Source organism: Fodinicola feengrottensis, assembly GCF_039530045.1.
Lineage (GTDB): Bacteria > Actinomycetota > Actinomycetes > Mycobacteriales > HKI-0501 > Fodinicola > Fodinicola feengrottensis.
The window spans coordinates 372,341-393,878 of the sequence record NZ_BAAANY010000002.1; the positions used below are offsets into that span (position 1 = coordinate 372,341).

18 protein-coding genes are annotated in these 21,538 nt (G+C 66.9%); 8 read left to right on the forward strand and 10 right to left on the reverse strand.

Annotated elements, in window-relative coordinates; genetic code table 11:
* Nucleotides 1–236 precede the first annotated feature (236 nt).
* Entirely contained in the window at nucleotides 237–1,616 is a 1,380-nt protein-coding gene (locus tag ABD301_RS04225; RefSeq protein WP_344307290.1) for an MFS transporter, read from the forward strand.
* 11 nt (nucleotides 1,617–1,627) lie between these two features.
* Complete coding sequence (locus ABD301_RS04230; protein WP_344307292.1) at nucleotides 1,628–2,833, forward strand: metal-dependent hydrolase family protein; 1,206 nt, start codon at nucleotides 1,628–1,630, stop codon at nucleotides 2,831–2,833.
* A 22-nt stretch (nucleotides 2,834–2,855) separates the two neighbouring features.
* Here the strand turns inward: ABD301_RS04230 and ABD301_RS04235 are convergent, their stop codons facing one another.
* Nucleotides 2,856–3,452: a TetR/AcrR family transcriptional regulator gene (locus tag ABD301_RS04235; protein ID WP_344307294.1), complete on the reverse strand. Its 597-nt coding sequence runs from the start codon at nucleotides 3,450–3,452 to the stop codon at nucleotides 2,856–2,858.
* An 89-nt stretch (nucleotides 3,453–3,541) separates the two neighbouring features.
* Between ABD301_RS04235 and ABD301_RS04240 the strand changes: the two genes are divergently transcribed.
* Together ABD301_RS04240 and ABD301_RS04245 are read left to right on the forward strand one after the other, a co-directional pair.
* Nucleotides 3,542–4,741 (forward strand): alpha/beta hydrolase family protein, encoded by a 1,200-nt coding sequence (locus ABD301_RS04240; protein WP_344307296.1) that lies wholly within the window; start codon nucleotides 3,542–3,544, stop codon nucleotides 4,739–4,741.
* 183 nt (nucleotides 4,742–4,924) lie between these two features.
* The gene (locus ABD301_RS04245) at nucleotides 4,925–5,347 is read left to right on the forward strand and encodes a peptidase inhibitor family I36 protein (RefSeq protein WP_344307298.1); all 423 of its coding nucleotides are present in this window, start codon (nucleotides 4,925–4,927) and stop codon (nucleotides 5,345–5,347) included.
* Between the two features lie 6 nt (nucleotides 5,348–5,353).
* Here ABD301_RS04245 and ABD301_RS04250 read toward each other — a convergent pair whose 3' ends face one another.
* Complete coding sequence (locus tag ABD301_RS04250; RefSeq protein WP_344307300.1) at nucleotides 5,354–5,731, reverse strand: DUF5997 family protein; 378 nt, start codon at nucleotides 5,729–5,731, stop codon at nucleotides 5,354–5,356.
* Nucleotides 5,732–5,830: 99 nt separating this feature from the next.
* Here ABD301_RS04250 and ABD301_RS04255 point away from each other — a divergent pair, with 99 nt between their 5' ends.
* Nucleotides 5,831–6,460 carry a LysR family transcriptional regulator substrate-binding protein gene (locus ABD301_RS04255; protein WP_344307401.1) on the forward strand — a complete coding sequence of 210 codons (630 nt, stop codon included), beginning with the start codon at nucleotides 5,831–5,833 and terminating at the stop codon, nucleotides 6,458–6,460.
* A gap of 2 nt (nucleotides 6,461–6,462) precedes the next feature.
* Here ABD301_RS04255 and ABD301_RS04260 read toward each other — a convergent pair whose 3' ends face one another.
* The 8 genes from ABD301_RS04260 to dapA all read right to left on the reverse strand — a co-directional run bounded on the left by ABD301_RS04260 (nucleotide 6,463) and on the right by dapA (nucleotide 18,079).
* The gene (locus ABD301_RS04260) at nucleotides 6,463–7,338 is read right to left on the reverse strand and encodes a polysaccharide deacetylase family protein (RefSeq protein ID WP_344307302.1); all 876 of its coding nucleotides are present in this window, start codon (nucleotides 7,336–7,338) and stop codon (nucleotides 6,463–6,465) included.
* 85 nt (nucleotides 7,339–7,423) lie between these two features.
* Nucleotides 7,424–8,980 carry a long-chain-fatty-acid--CoA ligase gene (locus ABD301_RS04265; RefSeq protein WP_344307304.1) on the reverse strand — a complete coding sequence of 519 codons (1,557 nt, stop codon included), beginning with the start codon at nucleotides 8,978–8,980 and terminating at the stop codon, nucleotides 7,424–7,426.
* Nucleotides 8,981–9,029: 49 nt separating this feature from the next.
* Entirely contained in the window at nucleotides 9,030–9,830 is an 801-nt protein-coding gene (locus ABD301_RS04270; RefSeq protein WP_344307306.1) for a restriction endonuclease, read from the reverse strand.
* A gap of 203 nt (nucleotides 9,831–10,033) precedes the next feature.
* On the reverse strand, nucleotides 10,034–12,181 hold the full coding sequence (locus ABD301_RS04275) for an FUSC family protein (RefSeq protein WP_344307308.1): 2,148 nt from the start codon (nucleotides 12,179–12,181) through the stop codon (nucleotides 10,034–10,036).
* A 39-nt stretch (nucleotides 12,182–12,220) separates the two neighbouring features.
* The gene (locus ABD301_RS04280) at nucleotides 12,221–14,038 is read right to left on the reverse strand and encodes a glycoside hydrolase family 2 protein (protein WP_344307310.1); all 1,818 of its coding nucleotides are present in this window, start codon (nucleotides 14,036–14,038) and stop codon (nucleotides 12,221–12,223) included.
* Nucleotides 14,039–14,932: 894 nt separating this feature from the next.
* A complete protein-coding gene (locus ABD301_RS04285; protein WP_344307312.1) occupies nucleotides 14,933–16,063 on the reverse strand; it encodes a hypothetical protein in 1,131 nt (376 codons plus the stop codon).
* A 21-nt stretch (nucleotides 16,064–16,084) separates the two neighbouring features.
* Nucleotides 16,085–17,125: a cysteine peptidase family C39 domain-containing protein gene (locus tag ABD301_RS04290; protein ID WP_344307314.1), complete on the reverse strand. Its 1,041-nt coding sequence runs from the start codon at nucleotides 17,123–17,125 to the stop codon at nucleotides 16,085–16,087.
* 72 nt (nucleotides 17,126–17,197) lie between these two features.
* Nucleotides 17,198–18,079: a 4-hydroxy-tetrahydrodipicolinate synthase gene (gene dapA, locus ABD301_RS04295; protein WP_344307316.1), complete on the reverse strand. Its 882-nt coding sequence runs from the start codon at nucleotides 18,077–18,079 to the stop codon at nucleotides 17,198–17,200.
* A gap of 72 nt (nucleotides 18,080–18,151) precedes the next feature.
* Between dapA and ABD301_RS04300 the strand changes: the two genes are divergently transcribed.
* The 3 genes from ABD301_RS04300 (at nucleotide 18,152) to ABD301_RS04310 (ending at nucleotide 21,515) form a co-directional block, all read left to right on the forward strand.
* Nucleotides 18,152–19,033: a LysR family transcriptional regulator gene (locus ABD301_RS04300; protein ID WP_163567294.1), complete on the forward strand. Its 882-nt coding sequence runs from the start codon at nucleotides 18,152–18,154 to the stop codon at nucleotides 19,031–19,033.
* Between the two features lie 201 nt (nucleotides 19,034–19,234).
* Nucleotides 19,235–20,395 (forward strand): hypothetical protein, encoded by a 1,161-nt coding sequence (locus tag ABD301_RS04305; protein ID WP_344307319.1) that lies wholly within the window; start codon nucleotides 19,235–19,237, stop codon nucleotides 20,393–20,395.
* A 7-nt stretch (nucleotides 20,396–20,402) separates the two neighbouring features.
* Nucleotides 20,403–21,515: a zinc-binding dehydrogenase gene (locus tag ABD301_RS04310; RefSeq protein WP_344307321.1), complete on the forward strand. Its 1,113-nt coding sequence runs from the start codon at nucleotides 20,403–20,405 to the stop codon at nucleotides 21,513–21,515.
* The last annotated feature ends 23 nt before the right edge of the window (nucleotides 21,516–21,538 follow it).

A 21,538-nucleotide genomic window follows, 5' to 3' on the forward strand; every position in this document is an offset into this window, starting at 1 on the left:
TCGGCGAACGGTCAAAGCGGGGGTTATGGCGCGGCGCCCAGGCGAATTCACCATGACACATGGCGATACAAAAAATCTACAGGTCCAGGTAAACATTAGGTATTAAGTAACAAGCTGGCAAATGACCACCTCTTACCGGTGTCCAGATGTGGCCCCTGAATGGACAGGTTGCAACGTTGTACGCGACTACCTAACAATTAGCGTCGAATGATCGCCCATCGATCGAGAGGACTTCCATGACCGTCGCGGCAACGGGTTCGGTGGCGGCCCGGTTGGACCGGCTGCCCCTCAGCCGGCCGCACTACGGACTGCTTTTCCTCGGCGGCCTGGGCTACACGTTCGACGGCATGGACGCCGCTGTGGTGGCGTTTCTGTTGCCCAGCGCACAAGCCGCTTGGAGCCTCAGCAACGGCCAGCTCGGCCTGATCGGCTCGGCCACCCCCTTCGGCTACCTGATCGGCGCCACCATCGCGGGCCTGCTCGGCGACCGGATCGGCCGGCGCCGGGTCATGATGTACGCGCTCGCGTTCTACGCCGTGTTCTCCGTCGTTTCAGCCGCCGCGCCGAACTATCCGTTTTTCGTCGGCGCGCGGGTGCTCGCCGGCGTCGGCACCGGCGCGGAAAGCGCGATCATCGCGCCCTTCCTCGCCGAGTTCGTGCCGGCCGCCCGACGCGGCTGGTTTGTCGGCGCGCTGGCCGGCTTCTTCTCCTTCGGTTACGTGACGGCCGCGTTGATCGGCCGCTTCGTGGTGCCGGCCGCCGCGGACGGCTGGCGCTACGCCCAACTGCTGACAGCGGTGCCAGTGATCATGTTGCTGTGGTGGCGCCGGTCGCTGCCCGAGTCGCCCCGTTTCCTGGTCTCCCAAGGACGTACGGCCGAGGCCGACGCGGTGGTGGACGCGATCGAGAAACGGGTCCAATCCGCCACCGGCCGGCCGTTGCCGCCGATCCCAGCCACCGCACCGGAAACCGAACGAGCTCGCACGGCGGTCGGCCTTTTCGGGGCGCTGCGGTTCCTCTGGAGCCGGCCGATGGCGGCCCGTACCGCGGTGACCTGGCTGATCTGGTTCGTGATCACGTTCTCGTATTACGGTTTCTTCTCGTGGATCCCCACCCTGCTCGTCCAACGGGGAATCACCGTCACCAAGAGCTTCGAATTCTCGATCATCATCTACCTGGCCCAGATTCCCGGCTATTTCTCGGCCGCCTGGCTGTGCGAGCGAGCGGATCGCAAGAACACCATCGCGATTTATCTGGCCGGCGCGGCGGTCAGCGCGTACTGGCTGAGCCAGACCTCCACACCGCTGACGATCACCATCGCCGGCGCGGTGCTGTCCTTCTTCCTCAATGGCACGTACGCCGGTGTTTACGCGTACACACCGGAGGTTTTCCCGACCTGGATCAGGGCCACCGGCGCCGGCCTGTCCAGCGCTTTCGGCCGGATCGGCAGCATTCTCGCGCCGTCGCTGATCGGCCTGTTCTCAGCCAGCCTCGGCTTCGCCGGAGTTTTCGGCCTCACCACGGTGGTATTGGTCATCGGGGTGGCAGGTACGGTGATTTTCGGACTGTCCACCGCCGGTCGCTCACTGGAGGACCTGAGCGCTCGAGCTCAATAAGGGAGACGGTTTTGCTGCTGCGTAATGCTTTGCTTCTGGACGTACGAACCGGTGACCTGACCGAGAGCGACCTGCGCTGCGCCGACGGCCGGATCGCCGAGACCGGCACCGCTTTGGCAGCTCCCGATCACGTACCGGTGCTGGACTTGGCGGGCGCGGTGGTGATGCCCGGCCTGATCGACGCGCATGTCCACGTCACCGCCGCGACCGCCGATCTCGGCTCCCTTTCCACCTGGTCCCCGTCCTATTTGGCGGCGCACAGCGCCCGCATCATGGGCGAGATGCTGGACCGCGGTTTCACCACCGTCCGCGATGTCGCTGGCGCCGATTTCGGTCTGGCCGACGCACAATCAGAAGGACTCATTCGCGGCCCAAGGCTGATTTTCGGCGGCCGTGCGCTCAGCCAGACCGGCGGCCACGGCGACGGCCGCACCCGCGGCGACAACGCGCTTCCCTGCGGCGCCGGCCTCAGCCGGATCGCCGACGGCGTCGACGCGATCCGGGCGGCCGCCCGCGACGAGCTCCGCAAAGGCGCCCACCACTTGAAAGTCATGGGCTCCGGCGGCGTCGCCTCCCCCACCGATCGGATCGACTCGACCCAATACTCGATGGACGAACTCCATGCGGTCGTCGCCGAAGCCGAGGCCGCCAACCGCTATGTCACCGCGCACGCGTACACGGCCCGCGCGGTCAATCGCGCCCTGGAAGCCGGACTTCGCTGTGTCGAACACGGAAACCTGATGGACGCACGGAGTGTTTCACTCTTTACTGAGAAAGATGCCTTTCTGGTGCCAACCCTGGTCACATACTGGGCACTGAAGGAAGAAGGCATGACCTACGGCCTGCCAGAGTCCAGCTGGCGCAAAGTCGACGAAGTCCTCGACGCCGGCCTCGCCGCCCTGGAACTCGCGTCTCGCGGTGGGGTGAAGATGGCGTACGGGACGGATCTCCTGGGTGGCATGCATCGGCACCAAAACCACGAATTCCGGATCCGCTCGCAGGTGCAGACTCCCATCGACATCATTCGCTCCGCCACCACCATCGGCGCCGACCTCATCGGCATGACCGGCGAAATCGGAACCCTGGAGGTCGGCGCATACGCGGATCTCCTTGTGCTGGACGGGAATCCTCTCAACGACATCGCCACCCTCGCCGATCCCACCCGCATCCGTACGGTCATCCAGGGCGGCACAGTCGTACGCGACAGCGAGCGATAAAACGGCGACCGTACTCACGATGTCAGCAGGTCGTTGCTCCGAGGGCCCGGAGAATCATTTCGGTAACGCGGTCGAGATAATCGTCCTCAACCGGGCCACGGCGCACGATCATCCGCCAGTACATCGGGGCGGCGAACAGGTCGGCGGCTAGTTCCAGGTCGACGTCGGCGGGCAGTTCGCCGCGGTCGATGGCGCGGCGAAGGGTGGCGAACGCGTGCTCGCGGCGCGGGCCGCCAATGGCGTCGACGACCGCGGCGGCTCGTTCGGGATGCCGCTCGCCCTCGGCTATCAGGTCCGCGAGGACGCGGCGGAACTTCGGGTGGGTGATCCAGCCGGTGACCGCTTCCACAGTTGCCCGGACATCGCCACGCAGCGAGCCGGTGTCGGTGATCTCGGCCAGCGGGACACTGAGGTCGGCGAGGACGGCCATCACCATTTTGTCCTTGGACGGCCAGCGCCGATAAAGAGCGCTCTTGCCGACGCCGGCGCGGGCCGCGACACCTTCCATCGACAGCCGACCGACGCCTTTGTCGACCAGCTCGTCGAACACGGCGTCGACGATGGCTGTGGTGACTTCGGGCTGCAGGACAGCTGCTCCCGACGGTGTGCGACGCGTCATAACCCCACCCTAGCGTCTGGACGAGACGGTACCGTCCGTCGTACGGTTGGCCGGGACGATACCGTATCGTCCAGATGGAGGGACTCCTCATGAAGCAGCTTCTCTTCCCCCATGACCAGCAGTTCTGGTACGAGACGCTTCGGGTCTTCGGTCACGCGGCGTACGGCGGCGCCGACTTCGGCGAGGTGGTGGCGACTGCCGACCGGATCGTGGCGGGCGACTACGACAGCTGGCACGACGCGTGGCTGGCCACCGCGGAACGGCTCGCCAGCGAGGCGGCGAAGGCACATCCGGTCACCGCGCGGGAGCTGAACCTGCGCGCGTCGACGTACTATCGCTCGGCGGAATTTTTCCTGCACGGCAAGCCAGAAGACCCCCGCATCGCATATGCGTACGAGCGCAGTGTCGAATGTTTCCAGGCGGCACTCAGCGAAAACATCGTGCCGGTGGAGATCCCGTACGAGGGAACCGTGCTGCACGGGTATTTCTACCGCGCTCCCGGAGACGGACCGAAGCCTCTCCTGGTGATGCACAACGGTTTCGATGGTGCGGCCGAGGAAATGCACTTCTTCGGCGCTCTCGGCGCCGAACGCGGCTACCATGTGCTCACGTTCGACGGGCCGGGGCAGCCGGCCGCCATTCACGGTAGTGGACTGGTTTTCCGTCCCGACTGGGAAAACGTGGTCGGTCCGGTGCTGGACTATGCGATCACGCGACCAGAGGTGGATCCGGCCAGGATCGCGTTGCTGGGACTGAGTCTCGGCGGCGCCTTGGCGCCACGGGCGGCCGCGTACGAACCACGGATCGCCGCGGTAATCGCTGTCGACGGTGTGTACGACGCAGCCACCGCCGTCACGTCCGCATTGCCTTTCAGCCGGGAAGAACTGGCCAACAGGGCGAACGCCGCAACCGATCCCGAACTCGACGCCATCTTCGCGGTGGCCCGGAAGCAAAACCCGACCATCCGGTGGGCACTGGACCACGGCCGGTATGTGATGGGCGCCAGCAGCGATCGCGCTTTCGTGGCGAGTTACCTGGACTATCACGTACGCAACGGCATCGCCGAGCGGATTACCTGCCCGGTCCTGGTCTGCGACGCGGCCGATGACCTGTTCTTCTCCGGTGATGGGAAAACCAAGCCGGAACCACAGCAGCTGTTCGACCACCTCACCGGCCCAAAGACCATGCTGCGATTCACCGCCGAGGAAGGTGCCGACGCGCACTGCCATGTCGGCGCGCAACGACTGGCCACTGGTCGGATCTATGACTGGCTCGACGCCACTCTCTGACAAACTGCCAGTTTTTCCTATGATAACTGTCATATTCGGAAACCCCGGCGGTTTCGATGACAACCACAAATTTCCGATGTGGGGGGAGAATTGTCGCCAATTGGCTTTAGGGGTTGACCAATACCTATTCGCCACAATATTGATAAGTAGTCCGGGTTCTACTTATCGAGGAGGCCAATAGAAATGCGAAAAGGCATCTACGCATTGCTCGCCGCCAGTATGGCGATGGCGTTGTACGCGCCGGCACTGCCCGCCGCGGCGGCACCTCAGCCGACGAGGCCGCAGACAGTGCGGCCGATGGATCCCGACGGCTTGCTCTGGGCCTATTCCGATGCCAACTTCAGCGGCCGGAGCTGCTCGTGGGGCGGCGACTCCGCCGGGTGGTCCAGCTGCGGGTTCAACGATGTCGCCTCATCGGTGCGAAACAACGGCTACACCGGCCAGTACGACGCCGTACGGTTCTTCAAGGACGGGAACTACAGCGGACCCTCGATGTGCCTGAGCCGCGGCGACTCGTGGTCAAACCTCGCGAACCAGCGGTGGAGCGACGGCTCGAATGCCAACGATTCGATCAGCTCGCATTTCTGGACCCACCTGTGCAGCTGACCGGGTTCAGGAGTCGGCCTTCTTTTCCTTGATCCGCAAGGCTTGTTTCTGCACGTCGGCCTGGGTGGCGCGCTCTCGCAGCAGCCACTCAGGCTGGTCCGCCTTTACTGCTTCGATTTGTTCGGTGGTCAGCGTATCGGTGATTCCACCGCGCGCCAGGCCCGCGATCGAGACACCCAGCTTCGACGCGACCACCGGCCGCGGGTGCGGGCCGTCGCGGCGCAGGTCTCGCAGCCACTCCGGCGGATCGGCCTGCAGCGCGTTCAGCTCCTCGCGCGAGACGACCCCCTCCTGGAACTCGGCGGGAGTGGCTTGGAGATACACGCCCAGCTTCTTGGCGGCGGTCGCCGGCTTCATGGTCTGGGTAGTCATGCGGGACGTCATACCGTCAAGGCTACCGAGCGCGTATGCGCCCATGACCACGCCCGGTAGCCTGGCGCCGTGACAGCTCCCGCTTTCCGACTCGCGTACGTGCCCGGAGTGATGCCCGGCAAGTGGGTGCGGACGTGGCAGGAGCGGCTGCCCGAGGTGCCGTTGACGCTGGTCACGGTGTCCGCGGCCGAAGCCGCCGACCTGCTTCGCCAGCGGGACGCCGAGGCTGGGCTGGTACGCCTGCCGATCGATCGTACGAGCCTGTCCGTGATCCCGCTCTACACCGAGACGCCGGTCGTGGTGGCCCCGAAGGACCACCTGGTGGCCGCGGCCGAGCAGGTCTCGGCAGCCGACCTGGCCGACGAGACCCTGCTGCATCCGCTCGACGACTTCCTCACCTGGGAGCGCCCGCCGGGCCAGCCGGCGCTGCAGCGCCCAGCCACCACGGCGGACGCGATCGAGCTGGTCGCGGCCGGCGTCGGGCTGCTGGTCGTGCCGCAGTCGCTCGCCCGGCTGCATCACCGTACGGACCTCATCTACCGCCCGGTGTCGGACGCGCCGGCCTCGGACGTGGGGCTGTCCTGGCTGGAAGACGAAACCACCGACCTGATGGAACAGTTCATCGGCATTGTCCGCGGCCGTACGGTCAACAGCACTCGCGGCCGCCCGCCCACACCTCCGCAGCCCAAGCAGCCCCGCAAACAAGCCGCCAACAAAGCCAAAGCCCGCCGCCGGTCGTAGAACTACCCAGTGGCGCGGCTGGTGCCGAACATGGTGTCCAGCGTGACCGGCTCGAGTTTGCGTTCCTTGATCAGGTCTTCGATTTTGTCGAACATGTGCGTGATCGTCGGGTGATTCGCATGCCCCAGTACGATCCGCCCGCCGGTCATGTATTCGTTCGCGAAATAGAGCAGCTTGTCCGGAGTCAGCAGTTTCGAATCACCGAGAGTGCCGTCCCACAACAGGATCTTGGTGAATCCAATACCCGCGACAATTTGGTCTGTTTCCTTGTTGTGCGTACCAAAAGGCGGCCGGAAATACGGCCGGGAAGTGATCCCGAACTTCTTGTTGATCCATTCTTCGTTGCGTTCGATATCACCGCGAATGGCGGCCTCGGACCGGCCGACGATGCTCTGGTGGGTGAAGGTGTGGTTGCCGATCTGCACCTGGCCCTTTTCGATCAGCGGAGCGAGCTTGTCCGCGTGCGGGTTCCAGATCTTCTGGTACGTGCCGTTCGGGTTGAAGGTCAGCGGGATGCCCGTCCGGGCGGCGAAGTCGGCATAGGCGGCGACCGTGGCGGCGTCGTAGCCGTCGTCGACGGTCAGGATGATCCGCTTGGTGTTCTTTGGCGGCTCCCACTCCTTGCCGGCCGTGGAGTTCACCAATTCCGCGACCCCCGGCCGCGGCTTGGGGATCGGCGGCAACGAGTCCGGCGCGGCCGGCGACGGGTTGTCGGTGTGGCTCGGACCGGCCGCGACCGGCGAACCCGACGTCGGGGACGAGGCCGCCTGCTGGCCGCCGCAGCCGGCGGCCAGCCCCAGCACCCCGAGCGCCATCACCCCGAGGAAGCGGCGGCGGTCCTGGGCCAGATCAGCGGTGATCCTTCTGTCAGCACTCACGGGAATGGCAAACGTACGCGGACGCACCGGAGTTCCGAAAGACACAGGAAACACACAAGATGACCGGATGCCTGTTCTTTACCCGCTATTGACCAAACGTCTTGCGAAGGTCGTTCTTGAGAACCTTTCCAGACGGGTTACGCGGCAGTTCCTCGGTGACCACGATCGACTTCGGGCATTTGTAATGCGCCAGCCGGCCACGGCAGAATTCGATGATCTCGGCCGCGTCGATTCGCTGTCCGGGCACCGGAACGACCACCGCTCTCACCGCCTCGCCCCATTTCTCGTCGGCAATGCCGATCACCGAAACGTCCGCGACGCTCGGATGTGCGGCCACCGCGTTTTCCACCTCTGACGAGTAAATGTTCTCGCCGCCAGAAATGATCATGTCCTTCAGCCGGTCGTGAATAAAGAGATAACCGTCCTCGTCGAGGTAGCCGATGTCGCCGGTGTGGAACCACCCGTCGCTGTCGATCGCCTCGGCGGTGGCCTGCGCCCGATTCCAATAGCCGGTCATCACCTGCTCGGTACGCAGCTGCACTTCACCAGACACGCCCTGCTCGGCCGGGGCGCTGGTGCCGGGATCCAGGATCCGCACCTCGACACCCGGATTCGCCTTGCCGGCGGACAGCAGCCGGTGCCGGACCGCGGGGTCGCGGTGGTCACCGTCGGCCAGGCTGGTCGCCACTCCGCTGACCTCGGTCAGACCGTAGACCTGCATCAGGCTGACCGTGGTGGGCAGCAGCTGCACACAGCGTTCCAGCAGCGGCAACGGCATCGGCGAGGCGCCGTAGGCGAGCGCTTCCAGCTTGCCCAGCGCGTGGATCGCCGGCTCGCCGGCGGCCAGCAGCATGCCGATCAGCGCTGGTACGAGGAAAGCCTGATTGGCGCCGTTTTCCTCGATGGCCGGCAGCAGATAAGTCGGATGCGCCTCGCGTACGAGCACCGTCGGCACGCCCGCGTAGAGCGCGATCAGCGAGTACGACGACCCGCCGACGTGAAACAGTGGCATCGCGACCAGGCTGACGCGGCCCTCACAGGTCTGGAAGAGCTCGGTGCACGCGCGCGTGTGCGCCAGCAGCGCGCGATGGCTGAGCACCGCGCCCTTCGGGAATCCGGTGGTGCCGGACGTGTAGAGCTGATTGACAGCGTCGTCGGGCTGGACGTCAACGACGCCTTCGTACGCGGGCGCCGAGGCCAGCAGTTCCTCGTACTCGTCCGGCGAACCGCCGACCACGACGACCTTGCGAACGGTGTTTATCCGGTCCGCGATCTGCTTCCACACCTCGACGAACTCGTGGCCGACAAACAGCACGGTCGCACCGGCGTCTTCCAGGACGTACGCGACTTCGTCAGGCGCCAGCCGGAAGTTCACGACAGTGTTCACCGCGCCGACGCGGCTGGCCGCCTGGGTCAGCTCCAGGCAGGCGACGTGGTTCTTGTCGTACGAGGCAACGCGATCACCCGGTCGTACGCCCGCCGCCACCAGCGCCGCGGCCAGTTTTTCGCCGCGCTGCTGGAACTGGCGCCAGGTCCACTTCTGGTCACCGAAAACCAGCGCGAGCGCGTCCGGCTTGCGGTCAGCCCAGTGATCGACCATGGCGTCCAGCCGGCGAATGTCTGCAAGGGCGTCAGCGTCCACGCGAGGACCTCCAGGTCATCGAGACAAGATGACCTGTGTCGTACCACAGCTATGCAGTTTCCGGCGACCGTTTCCGGTCACCCAAAGCGCGGCGGCGGGTAATGTCCGGCTTCTGGGTGGAAATCGACGACCACGGCGAAGTCGTCGGCTGCTTGCGCAGATCGATGACGTCTTCGTCGTACGTGTGCGCATAAGGATCGGCGTCCAGCGCGACGATCCGGCGCTCGTCCCCACCGAAGGCGGTGAGCTCCACGTCGTAAGGCATCACGCCGGTGACGAGCCACTCGCCGAGCGCGGTCCGGTCGACGGTGACCATTTCCAGGTCCTCCGCCAAAATAGCCGCTGACGGCAGCACCTTGCGATTCGTCACCAGAACCGCCACATCAGCGCCATAAACATCCATGGCGTCGTGATCCAGCGCTTTCACATGCTTGGGGCCAATGTTCTCCACCACGTATTGCTCACACCGCAGCAGCACCCGGCGGCCCAGCCGGTCAATCGCACGCACATCCGGCACGTCCCGGTCAACCTCGTCGGCAGTGCGGATTTCCACGTCGGTGAAACCGGCCGGCGCCAGCCTGCGGGCCATCTCGGCGACGAAAATCTGCGGGTCGAGGTCGTCGAATTCGTCCAGCGCGGCATTGAGCAGCCCGCGTTTGCGGCGGGTCGGCGAGGTTTTGAGCATAAAGAGCATCAGCACCACACTGCCCACCGCCAGCACGGCGAAGGACACCTGCCAATGCGCGACCGCCCATCGAACCAGCACGAAAAGGGCGATAACGGCGACAGCTCCTGCCGCCAAGACAACAATGGGGGCGTAACCGCCCCAGCCTTTCTTCTGCCCTGCCACGACCGGCCTCCCGGTGCACACCACGTCGACAGTCCGTGAAAATGACAGAACTGCTGCGCTGCAGCCTGACACCAGATGACCCAAATGTACCTTATCTACCCCAAAACGGATAGTCATGGAGTGAGATATGGTTCACGGTCAGTGATCCGTGATGAGTTTATCTTGCACAGGCGGCAATCGATAGTCCTTGCCGTTAAAGGATCTTACTCGATCCTGATGCCCAACGGCGTTGCCAGACCGGTCACAGTCCGGTCCAGCCGGTCGAGGTGATCGACCAGCACGGTGGTCCGCTCATCCATCGGGGCAGGCTCGGATTCCCCAGCGCGCTCCCGCCGGTGCGCACCGATCAGCTCGGACGGGCTGGCGCCCTTGCGCACCGGCTGATCCGGCTGGCCGTAGTCGGCGCGCAGGCCGTCCGCGATCAGCCGCAGGTTGTCCCGCATGCGTACGTTCGCGAGCGCGAGGCCGTCGTCGCCGGCCAGCGCGGCTGTCTCGGCGTTCGCGGCGATGCTGCGTACGTGGTACGCGGCGGCGTCCAGCAGCGCGAGGGTGAAGCGGGCATCGCTGCGCCGGGACCGCAACAGGGTGGCTCGGTGCACGATCGGCTCGGCGATCTTGTGCAGCTCGGACAGCCCCGTGTCGATGTCCCGGGCACCGTCCACCAGGTTCAGGGCCTCTGCGTCAACGAGCACCCCGGCGAGGTCGGAAAGGAAGTCACGGATGCCCTCCAGGAGCTTCGCGGTGGCCTCCCGGGAGGCCGCGGTGGCCGTCGTAGGCAACACGAGGACGGCCGCGGCCATCCCCGACACAGCCCCGATCGCCGTCTCTTCGAGGCGCAGCAGCAACAACTCCGGCGTGAACGTCCCCAACAGGCTGTAGAGCATGCCCAACATGACGGTGATGAAGAAGACCATCAGCCCGTACGAAAGTGTCAGCGCGTAGAAGCCGGCGAAGATGCAGACGAAGGCGAGCACCACGGCCAGTTCCAGATGGCCGCCCAGCAGGCTCGCCACCACGGTGCCGGCGACCACGCCAATCAGCGTGCCGGCCACTCGCCGGAAGCCCTTGACCAGCGTCTGGCCGGCCGAGCCAGTGCCGACGAAGACCATGAACGCGGTGATCACCGCCCAGTACCAGCGCTGTTCGGACAGCAGCTCGCCGGACAGGATCGCCAGCCCGCAGCCGACGGTGGCCTGGATGGCTCGTCGTACGGTCGGCGTCAGCCGGTCGCTCAGCGTACGTTTGGCCGGCGTCGCCGCTGGTTCAGCCGCGGGTCGAGCGGGACTGACCGGCTGCTCGGCCGGCGCTGCCGCGGCGTCGAAGGGCTCGCGGGCCCGCTCGATCGCCTCCACCACCTCGGCGATCGCCCACATGGTGCTGCGCGCCGGGCCGGCCGTACCGACGTCCAGCCAGACCGAAGCGGCGGCCAGCCGGTCCGGCGCGTTCGGGTCGCCGGAGTCGATCCACACTCGCAGCTCATGCAGCTGCGCGGCCAGCGGCCTCCGGTCCTCGACCGGAATCCGCTGCTTGTAGACCTGACCAACCTCGGCGGCCAGCCGCTCGACGGCCAGCTCGGAGTCCAGGATCCGGCGTTGCAGGCCCGCCAGCTCGCCCTCACCGGTGGCGTCCAGCTCGGCCTCGATGACTAGCGCCGCCTCATGCAGCCGCGCCACCCGGCGCAGCACCCGGCGGGCGTCTCGTACGTCCGGACGCGGTTGCTCCACCAATCGCAGGGCCGCGTCCAGGACTTGTGAGAGTCGTGCGCGGTAGGAGCGGCGAACGTGCTGGATCATCGGCGCGGTGGACGTACGGGTGGCGAGGACCGTCACCACCGCGGTGGTCCCGAGCGCGATCACCAGCGCCAGATAGAGGACCGGCAGCTCCGGTGGTTTTGCCCGGATGAACAGCGCGAAGAAGAACATCATGAAGGCGACCGTGCCGGCCGGCTGCCCGTACACCGGACGGCCGAATGCCAGCAGGGCGGCGAAAATCACCGCCAGGAACGCCAGGTCGGCGACAATCGCGAAGCCGGACAGCAGGGTCGCCACCGTCAGCGAAAAAGCCGCCGGCACGAACAGCGACGCGATGATGCCCAGGCGTTTGAGACGGGTCGCCGCGAACCGCTGGGAAGCCGAGATCATCGCCGCGCTGGCGCCGAGCAGCACCACCTGCGGCGCCGGCCGCAGCAGCACCAGGATCAGCCCGATCGCGATCGCCGTGCTGGCCGCGACACCGATCGCGTACCGCAACCTGTTCAGGCCCGGATCGGAGGCGAGCAGCCGGCCGGAGGTCGCGCCGAGGAACTCCCGAACCCGCGGCACGGGCCCGTACGCGTTCCCGGCGATGCTCACGCTTCGCCATTCTGCCAGTCAGGCGATCATGTGGTCTGGCTAGGGACGTGGCAGTTCAGTGATCTCCCTCAACCGGTGAGTGTCCACTTTGGGCACTCGTTCGAAGGTCGTCAGGCCGTTGATTTCCTGTTCCACATCGGTCAACTGGGTGTAGCAAAAACCCTGCACTGCGGGCGTACCCACGATCGCCTCGATGAGCTGGCGATAGCTGGCAAGGAACTCCTCCGGCTCTTCGGCGGTCGTGTAACCCCAACCGCCGCCGTCCACCGCGAACGCTATACCGCCGCATTCGGTGAGCAGGATCGGCTGGCCGGAGTACGAGCTGCCGGGTACGAAGGCCGGCATGCTGGCCGACTCGGCGGCCACTGCCTCGGCCGGACTGCGGTAGTTCACCGCGACGACCTCGCCGGTCCGATAGTCGTGCAAGGTCAACAGATCGGTGTCCGCGTGCTGCCAGCCGTCATTGGACACGACCAGCCGGGAAACGTCCAACGAGCGGGTCAGATGATACATCGCCCGCAGGTGCGCGCGCTGGCGTTCGTCGGTGTCCAGCTGCGGCACCGCCCAGCTCTCGTTCATCGGCACCCACGCCACGATGCAGGGATGATTGTGGTCCCGACGAACAACTTCCTGCCATTCGGACGTGATTCTGCCGACGTAGTCACGCGAATACGCGTACGCGTTCGCCATTTCGCCCCACACCAGGAAACCCAGCCGGTCCGCCCAGTAGAGCCAGCGCGGATCCTCGACCTTCTGGTGCTTGCGAGCTCCATTGAACCCGAGTTCCTTGGCCAGCTCGATGTCCCGGCGCAGGTCGTCGTCGCTGGGCGCGGTCAGCACTCCGCCCGGGAAATATCCCTGGTCCAGCACCAGACGCTGGAAATAGGGCCGGCCGTTGAGCAGGACTTTGCCGTCCTTGGCCTCGATACTACGCATGCCGAAATAGCTTTCGACCTCATCGGCGAGAATGCCGTCCGGCGAATAAACCCGGATTCTGAGGTCGTACAAGTCAGGCTGTTCCGGGCTCCACACCGCGAAGCCGTTCCACCCGCCGACATTCCCGCCCGGCGCGGCCACGTCGAGCCGGCGGACGGTCAGCGTGTGCTGGGTCCGCGGCCCGTCCGCGGTCAGCGTCTCCACTCGTACCGGCTCGCCATGCAGCGACAGGTGCAGCTCGACCCGCGCCTCGCTGGTGTCACCGGCCAGCGCGATCTCCAGCGCGGCGGCGCCGGTGTCCAGGTCCGGCGTCAGGTGCAGCTCGGTCAGGTGCAGCGGGGCCACCGGCTCCAGCCACACGCTCTGCCAGATGCCGGTGGTTGGCGTGTAGAAGATGCCTTCGGACTGGGGCAGCCAATATTGCTTCCCGCGCGGCAGGTCGAGCGCGGTCATCTGGTCCGCGACCCTCACGACCAGTGTCGATGTCGCTCCCTCAGCATCCAGAGCGTCGGTGATGTCCGCGCTGAAAGGCGTGTGCCCGCCCTGGTGGTCGGCGACCTGGATGCCGTTGACCCACACGGTCGCGTGGTAGTCGGCCGCGCCGAAGTGCAGGAAAATCCGGTCGCCAGGGCGCGCGTCCCCCGGCCGAGTCACCGTCCGCGCGTACCAGACCAGGTCATGCTGACCATCCGACGCGATCCCCGACAGCTTCGACTGCGGCGCGTACGGGACGAGAATCCGCTGGTCAAGCTGAGTGCCGGCGAGTTCCTGCGCGGTCAGCGCGAACCACTGCTCGCGGAGCCCCACCCCATCGTCGTCGAAGCCGAAGGCCCACTCGCCGTTCAGGCTGGACCACCGATCGCGGCGCAGCTGGGGCCGCGGATACTCCGGTCGGGGCCGGTGTGAAGGAGGATTACTCACCACTGGGGCACCTTGCCTGCCGTTCTCTGGGTGACTGCTGGCCAGAGGATCATTCCAACGTTGTACATCTCTGACAATCGTAACCCGCCCACTGTCCGGATGCGGCTCCCGCCAAACGTGACCTTTCCGGCCCGCCTGCGGTCTCGCGCCCAAGGTCAAAGGCGAAGGTCAAGGTCTGCCCTGCGGGCGGCGCCTCTAGGAAGAACTGGTTTGGGTTTGGTCGTTGCGTTGGTGGGTGGTTGGGCCGCTGCCCACACTCGCGGAAAAGCACATCCCCTCGCGATATCCGTTGTTGATCTTGGTTAGTTTGCCTACCCAAACCAGGCATTTCAGGCCGATGTCCGTTTTGGGTAGACCAACTAACCAAGATCAACAACTATCGTCCCGGAGAGTGGGACGAGCGCGCCGCAGGGGCCCCACCAGTCCCAGCTGTCACAGGTCGGGGGTCGAGTGCGGTACAAAAGCCCGCACTCGACGTCGAGCGGTGCACAAGGTCCCGCACTCGGCGAGCGATACCCGGGAAACGGCTCGGGAAACGCGACAAACAGGGCACAGAACTAAGCAACGTCATCACCAACAGCGCGAGGTGTCCGGTCTCCCCGTCGGCGGGCGCAGCCCTGCACATTTCCTGGCCCGGCGGCGGGGCACCCAGGCCGGGGCACGGCACCCAAGCTCCGCCGCCGGGCCAGGAAATGTGCTGCCCTTGGGCGCCGACGGGGAGAACGGACCACCGCAACCCCGTACCCAAGCCCCCACGTTGCAACTCAACCGGCAATACCCGGGATCCACCCTCCCCCGAGGCAACCGCCGCTTTTGACCTTGACCTTCGCCCTTGACCCTGACCGTCGACCTTCGCCCTCGGCTTGCCTTCGCCCTTGACCTTGGAGTTTTGGCCTAGCCGCGGGCCTGCGCCGCCAACACGTCCGTGTGTGGACTACCGGCGCCGGTGTACTGCCGCATGAAGCTCACCCATCCGTCGGCACATGCCACGCTGGTCGTTGCCGACAGTTCTTCGCCTGGGCTGCGATAAATAACCTCGATGGGGTGGCCCGGCCGCCACCGACGAATCTCCACCGTCGACGGATCCGCGCGGTGGTCGTAATAAACCCAGTCTCCGCACGTACGCAGCGAACCGACCACGCCGACATCCACCCGGAACGGCGAGGCCCGGCCAACAGCGGCCAGCACTGGCGCATGCTCGACATCGGCGTCCGCGTCCGACGCGTCGGACCAGGCCGACCAGTTCCCCACCCCAGCGCCGGCATACTGTCGGCAGGCGGCTAACGCCGGCACGTCCGTCGCGGCGCCACCACTGGGCAGTCGTACGAGCCGCCGACAGCCCGCCGGCTGACGACTTTGCGAAGCGTTCTCCGAATTCTCCGCGAAAGTCACCGAGGAATCCCCGGTGCGCAGAAATCCCGGCAGCCAGCCGACGGGAGCGCAGTACCGTACCGAGGCGGCCACCTGTCGTACGTCCGCCACCGCCACACACCCGCGGCCACCCTGATCAGTGACGTATGCGTAGCGGCCGTCGCCGGCGACCACCTCCGGGTCCACAGTGGACACCGGCGGCTGGTCTGCGACCGAGGTGGCGGTGCCGGTGGAGAGTTGGTAGCGGGTCACCGCGTACCAGGGTTTGGGGCGGTAAGGCGGTTCCGCATCCGCGTCGACCACGATCGCGTAGCCATCAGTCAGAAAAACGTCCTCGACCTGCCATCCGTCCGCGCGATGCGGCACCTGATGGCGTACGACGACCTTGTTCGTCCTGGTGTCCAGGATGGTGGCCACCGCCGGGTTCGCGGGATCCGGCCGAACGTAATAGCGGCCGTCGTAGAGCAGCGGGCCAGCGTCACCTGAGACGACTGGTTCCGAGCGCTGAAAGGGAAAAGTCCACAGCGCCTGCTTGACCGCCGGCGCGGACAGCGGCCGCGCCGACGGGGTCGAGGACGGAGTCGAAGACGGGGTGGACGCGGATGGCGGCGCGGCGGTGCAGCCGGCCAGCAGTACCACCAGGGCCGCCGCCACAACAGCTCCGCGCCGACGCACTTAAATCACCAACCGCCCGAAAACTCCCGGCATCGCGTTGTAACTTGCCTGGTTGGCCGCGAAAACCAGGGTGACGGGCAGCTCTTTTGGCCCACCAGTGTGCGCGCCGCCGGAGGTGTAGGTCGCCTCGTCGTAGACCTCGGTGAAAATCACCGTCCGGGCGACCGTGTCATATCCGTTCACCGGCTGGAAGTGGCCGCCGTGGTTTACCCGTACGTACGGGAAAAACGCTTTGTAGAGTTTGACCTGCTGGATCGCCGGATGGTTGTTCGTGTAGATGGCTTCCCGCACATAGGCCAAATAGTCGTTGGCGCTGCTGGCGCCGGTGGAGATATCAGTGTAGGGCGTGCTGTCGCCCCTGCTGGTGTAGTAATTCAGGACCGCCGGCATCTGGGACACGTCGGTGCCGCCGTCCTGGGTGGTGCCCAGCCGAAACGCCCAGGTGCTCTGATCGACGGTCGTGCTGTGCCCGTACGCGACAGCGGCGACGCTCGCCGGCCCGCAGTACCAGTTGGTGTCCTGCTCCGGGAGCCCCATCGGCAGCACCAGCCGGGTCGGCATGCTCGAGCTGGTAGCCGCCGACATGACGTGCCGGGTCGTCTTCGCGACCCCGTTGGCCTGCTTGACCGCGGCGGCGATCTCCGCCTTCTCGTCGACGGCCCGCTGGTCGTACGGCCGGGTCGCGACCCGATGAGCGACGCCGAGCAGCGTCGCGACCCCGTCGTCGCTGTCCGGCCCGGTCGACGCTTTCCGCAGCATCGCGTCCACCTGCTCGGGCGTCTGGCGCGGCGACATGAAGCCGATATGCAGGCAGTACTGCTGGTCCGCTCCGACATCTTCACAACGGATGACGGCCTTGAGCAGCTCCAGCGGCGTCGCGCTGGCCAGCTGAGCGTCGGACGGCACACTCGCGTCCACCGAAGCGACGGCCCGCTGCCCGATCACCGCGTCCGAGGCACTGACCGGCACGACGCCACCCACCACCAGCGCGGCCGCGGCCACCACGGACCCGGCCCGTACGTACTGACGAGACGTTCCCATAAGACACTCCCTACCGACATAACAGCCGATAGGGAGCATAAGCCTCAGTAGCTGATTTTCACCACACGTGACTCAGCAGTCACTCTGTTCGTACGCCTGCAGCGCCGCTTTGGTGGCCTCGGCACTGGCCGGCAGCAGTGGCAGGCGTACGCCTGGGCTCGGGATCTGCCCTTTGGCGTGCAGCACCGCCTTGACCACCACCGGGTTCGGCTCGGCGAACATCGCCGCCGACAGCGCCGCCAGCCGATGGCCGAGCAGCCGGGCGCGGGCCACGTCACCGGCCCGCCAGGCGCCGACCAGCGCGGCGAAGCGGTCGGTGGCGACGTGCGCGGAGGCCAGAATCCCGCCGGCGGCGCCCAACGCGAGCAGCGGCGACACATACAGGTCGTCGCCGGCGAAGACCGCGAACGACTCAGGCTTGTCGGCCATCAACCGGACGGTGTCCTCGTCGACCGCCCCGACCGCCTGCTTCATCCCGACAATGCCGGGCACCGCCGCGAGCTGCCGGAGCGCCTGCCAGCCGAGCACCTGGCCGGTCCGGTACGGGATGTTGTAGAGCATCAGCGGCACCGGACTTTCGGCCGCCAGCCTGGTGAAATGCGCGACCACACCAGCCTCGCCGGGACGCGTGTAATACGGCACGACGGTCAGCGCGGCGGTCACCTCCGGCCACTTCGCCAACGCCTTTACTGCCTCGACGGACCCGGCAGTGTCGTTAGAGCCGGCGCCGGCGATCAGGAGCGCGCCACGGTCGCGGCAGACCGCGGCGACGGTGTCCATGACGGCGTTCTTCTCCGCCGCGGTCAGGGTCGCCGGTTCCCCGGTCGTACCGAGCGGCACCAGCCCGGCGGCGCCGTCATCCAGCACCCGGTGGGCGAGCTCTTCGAGCGCGTCCAGCGCGACGCTGCCGTCCTTGGCGAACGGGGTGATCAGCGGAATCAAGAGGCCTTCCATGCGCACCAGGCTGCCGCTCCACCGCTCGGTAGGTCCAGTTCACATTTGTGCCGACGACCGTAAGCTGAACTGATGCTCGACGTACGCAAGCTGCGCCTCCTGCGAGAGCTCTCCCACCGCGGCACCATCGCCGCCGTCGCCCAGGCACTCGCGTACACACCGTCCGCGGTGTCCCAGCAGCTCGCCGCCCTGGAGCGGGAGGCCGGCGTGCCGCTTCTGCACCGCACCGGCCGCCGCGTCGCCCTCACGCCAGCGGGCACCCAGCTCGCCGTCCACACCGAAGCCGTCCTCGCCGACCTGGAACGCGCCACCGCCGCCCTCGCCGCCAGCCGGGAAGTCCTGACCGGCCACCTCCGCATCGGCGCCTTCTCCACCGCGATGCGTACGATCCTGCCCGCCGCCCTGGTCACCCTCGGCCGCGATCACCCCGGCCTCGACCTCACCGTCCGCGAACTCGACCCCGCAAACGTCGCCGACGCCCTGCGTACGGACCAGCTCGACCTGGGTTTGATCAGCGCGTACGACTATGTGCCGGTCGAGCCGGACCCAGCACTGGAGACGACTCCTTTGCTGGTGGAAACCATGTATCTGGCCTCCACGCGCTCCACCACCATCGTCGACTGCCGTGCGGCTTCCTGGATCCTGGCCAGCCCGGAAACCCTGTGCCACACTATGACGGTCCGCGCCTGTCAGGCCCACGACTTCACCCCTCGCGCCCGACACCACGCCGACGACTTCGCGACGGTGTTGGCGCTGGTCGCGGCTGGGCAGGGGGTTGCTTTCGTCCCCGAGTTGGGCGCTGCCGACCCGCCCGCCGGGGTGGTGTTGACCGCCCTGGAAAGTCGGCGCCGAACGTTCGTGGCGTACCGCCGTGGGACTGGTGAGCACCCCGCTGTCGTTGCCGGAGTGTCTGCTCTCCGGCAAGTTTGCTCTGGATTGGTGCCCGGCTTTTAGAGAGTCGCGCCAGCCCCGCGGACAACGGGTCCAGCGTCGAGTGCGGGACAAAACCCCACACTCGACGTCGAGTGTGGGGTTTTGTCCCGCACTCGACGAAAATCCCGCCCGACCGCACCACCCGGCCGTACCCCAAAAATTGATCAACTCTGGGTAGTGGAATGGATGCGCGGCCACGCCGCCGCCGACTACCCTTGAAACATGACAACCCGGGCCGCGCCGTTCAAGACCGCGGCGTCGGAGGGCGTCCAGCCGGCGAGCATTACCGCCTTCGTCGGTGCGATCGTTTTCTCGGTCGTGCTGGTGGTGGTGTTGGGGCTCGGGGCGGCCCAGGTGGGGCTTTACTCCTGGGACAGCGTGGGCGGCGCGAAGCCGTCGCCGAACCAGTTGACGACGATGGCGTGGCTGGTGATGTTGTCCGCGAGTGTCGGTGGGCTGGCGGCGAATCGGCTGGCCAGAAGGGTTTTCCGGCTGTCCGCGCCAGGGCCGATCTGGTTCAGTACGGTCGGGGTAGCGGTGGGGGCGGTGCCGGCGGCGATTTGGCTGGTGGTGCACGCGGCAAACGCGTCCGGGATGGCTTCGACGCCGTCGGCCACCGCTGGGCGGATTCTGGCGGTGCTGTCGGCGGCCGTGGTCGGAGTGTTGGTGGTCGCGGTCCGGCCGTATTTGCGGTTGATCGGCGGCAGCCTCGCCGGGAGCACGGCGCTGGCGGTGGCCTTCGCGATCGTGTCGCTGTTCGCCCGCAACGGGAACCCGCGGCTCGGATTGCTGCAGTTCGGGTTGGTCGACTCCGAAAGTGCGCCGAGCTATTTCAGTGCGCTGTTCATCGAAGCGGCGGTCGCCGCGATGGTGCCGGCCGCGATCGTCGCGTGGGTCGGGCGGCGGCGGGACCAGCCGTGGGGTGAGGCGGCGCTGGCCGGCGCCGCTGGACCGTTTCTGCTCGGGGTGTCCTACCTGCTCGCCGGCAACGGGACCATTGACGCGGTCGACCAGACCCGGCCGTGGCTCTATGTGCAGGCGGCGGCGGTGCTGGCTTTCTTGGTGGCGGCGCTGGTGGCCCGGCTGACGGCCCGCGACGACCACGTGGCCGTACGAACGCTGCCCAACCGCTACGCGCTCTGGGCGTGCGGTGCCGTTGTGGGCGCCGTGCTCGGCATGATCGCCTCGATCGTATTCTTCAACCTGGGACCGATCCCGTTCAGCTTCGGGCAGGCCGGCCAGCAGGTCAGCGGCAGCCTCCGGACCACGGACAACTCGGTGCTGATCAGCGCCACGGCGACCCTGATCGGGCTCGCGGTGGCGATCGTCGTGGTGATCGAAGCGGTCTGGTGCGTCGTCGCCAGCCGAAGACGGCAAGGGTGAACCGCGAGTGAAGACAGTGCCGACCATGGTCGGATCCGGTCAGTCCAGCATGCTCGCGGCACGGTGGTACGGCCGTAAGGACATCCGGGTCGTTGAGGTACCAGTCCCGACCGATCCCCCACCTGGCTGGCTGATCGCCCGAGTGGACGCGTGCGGGCTCTGCGGCACGGACATCGAGGAATACCTGCACGGCCCGCTGCTCACCCCGGTCGACCAGCCGTTCCCGCTCACCGGTGCGATCGCGCCGCTGACCCTCGGACACGAGCTGGTCGGCACGGTCACCGAGGTGGTCGGCGACGGCGTCAAGCTGCGGCCCGGCACCCGGGTGGCGATCGAGGGCAACCTGTTCTGCGGCGAGTGCGAGTGGTGCAAGGCCGGCCGGCACAACATCTGCCCGTTCTCCGGCCAGCTCGGCCAGCGTACGGACGGCGGCCTCGCGCAGTTTGTGGCCGCGCCCGAATACTGCTGCATCCCGTACGCGGACGAGCTGCCGGTCGAGCAGGCCGCGCTGGCCGAGCCGCTGTCGGTGGCGGTAAGGGCCGTCCGGCGCGGCGGCATCGGCCTCGGCTCCCGCGTCGGAGTGGTCGGCGGCGGCACGATTGGCCTGCTCACCGCCCAGGTGGCCCGGATCGCCGGCGCGGACACCGTGCTGCTGGTTGAGCCGCATCCCGGCCGGCGGGCGCTGGCTTCCTCCTTCGGCGCGGCGGTGGCCGTCACCCCCGATGAGGCCGAGGCCGCGGCGGGACCAGCGACCGGCGGCCACGGCCTGGACGTAGTGCTCGACTGTGCGGGCGCGAGGGCCGCCACCCCGCTGGCGATCCGGCTGACCCGGCGCGGCGGCCGGACCGTGCTGGTCGCGATCTATCCCGGCGACCTCACCTTCGACCCGCTGGACTTCCTCGGCAGCGAGAAGGAGCTGGTGGCCTCGATGTCCCACTCGTACACCAGCGACTACCCGGACGCCGTGCGGCTGTTGGAGACGGGCCGGGTGGACGTACGCCCGCTCATCACCGACCGGGTCGCACTGCCGGACGTGGTCAAGGCCGGCTTCGAGGCGCTGGTCGCGGAGCCGCAGAACCACCTCAAAGTGGTCGTAGACCCTCGGCAGCCGGACGCGTGACGTCCTCGCCGCGTACCCTCTGG

Bases quoted from the DNA above. Each gene is read 5' to 3' on its own strand.
- ABD301_RS04225 (WP_344307290.1), top strand. From the start codon at position 237: ATGACCGTCGCGGCAACGGGTTCGGTGGCGGCCCGGTTGGACCGGCTG.
- ABD301_RS04235 (WP_344307294.1), bottom strand. From the start codon at position 3,452: ATGACGCGTCGCACACCGTCGGGAGCAGCTGTCCTGCAGCCCGAAGTC.
- ABD301_RS04240 (WP_344307296.1), top strand. From the start codon at position 3,542: ATGAAGCAGCTTCTCTTCCCCCATGACCAGCAGTTCTGGTACGAGACG.
- ABD301_RS04245 (WP_344307298.1), top strand. From the start codon at position 4,925: ATGCGAAAAGGCATCTACGCATTGCTCGCCGCCAGTATGGCGATGGCG.
- ABD301_RS04250 (WP_344307300.1), bottom strand. From the start codon at position 5,731: ATGACGTCCCGCATGACTACCCAGACCATGAAGCCGGCGACCGCCGCC.
- ABD301_RS04255 (WP_344307401.1), top strand. From the start codon at position 5,831: ATGCCCGGCAAGTGGGTGCGGACGTGGCAGGAGCGGCTGCCCGAGGTG.
- ABD301_RS04290 (WP_344307314.1), bottom strand. From the start codon at position 17,125: ATGGGAACGTCTCGTCAGTACGTACGGGCCGGGTCCGTGGTGGCCGCG.
- dapA (WP_344307316.1), bottom strand. From the start codon at position 18,079: ATGGAAGGCCTCTTGATTCCGCTGATCACCCCGTTCGCCAAGGACGGC.
- ABD301_RS04300 (WP_163567294.1), top strand. From the start codon at position 18,152: ATGCTCGACGTACGCAAGCTGCGCCTCCTGCGAGAGCTCTCCCACCGC.
- ABD301_RS04305 (WP_344307319.1), top strand. From the start codon at position 19,235: ATGACAACCCGGGCCGCGCCGTTCAAGACCGCGGCGTCGGAGGGCGTC.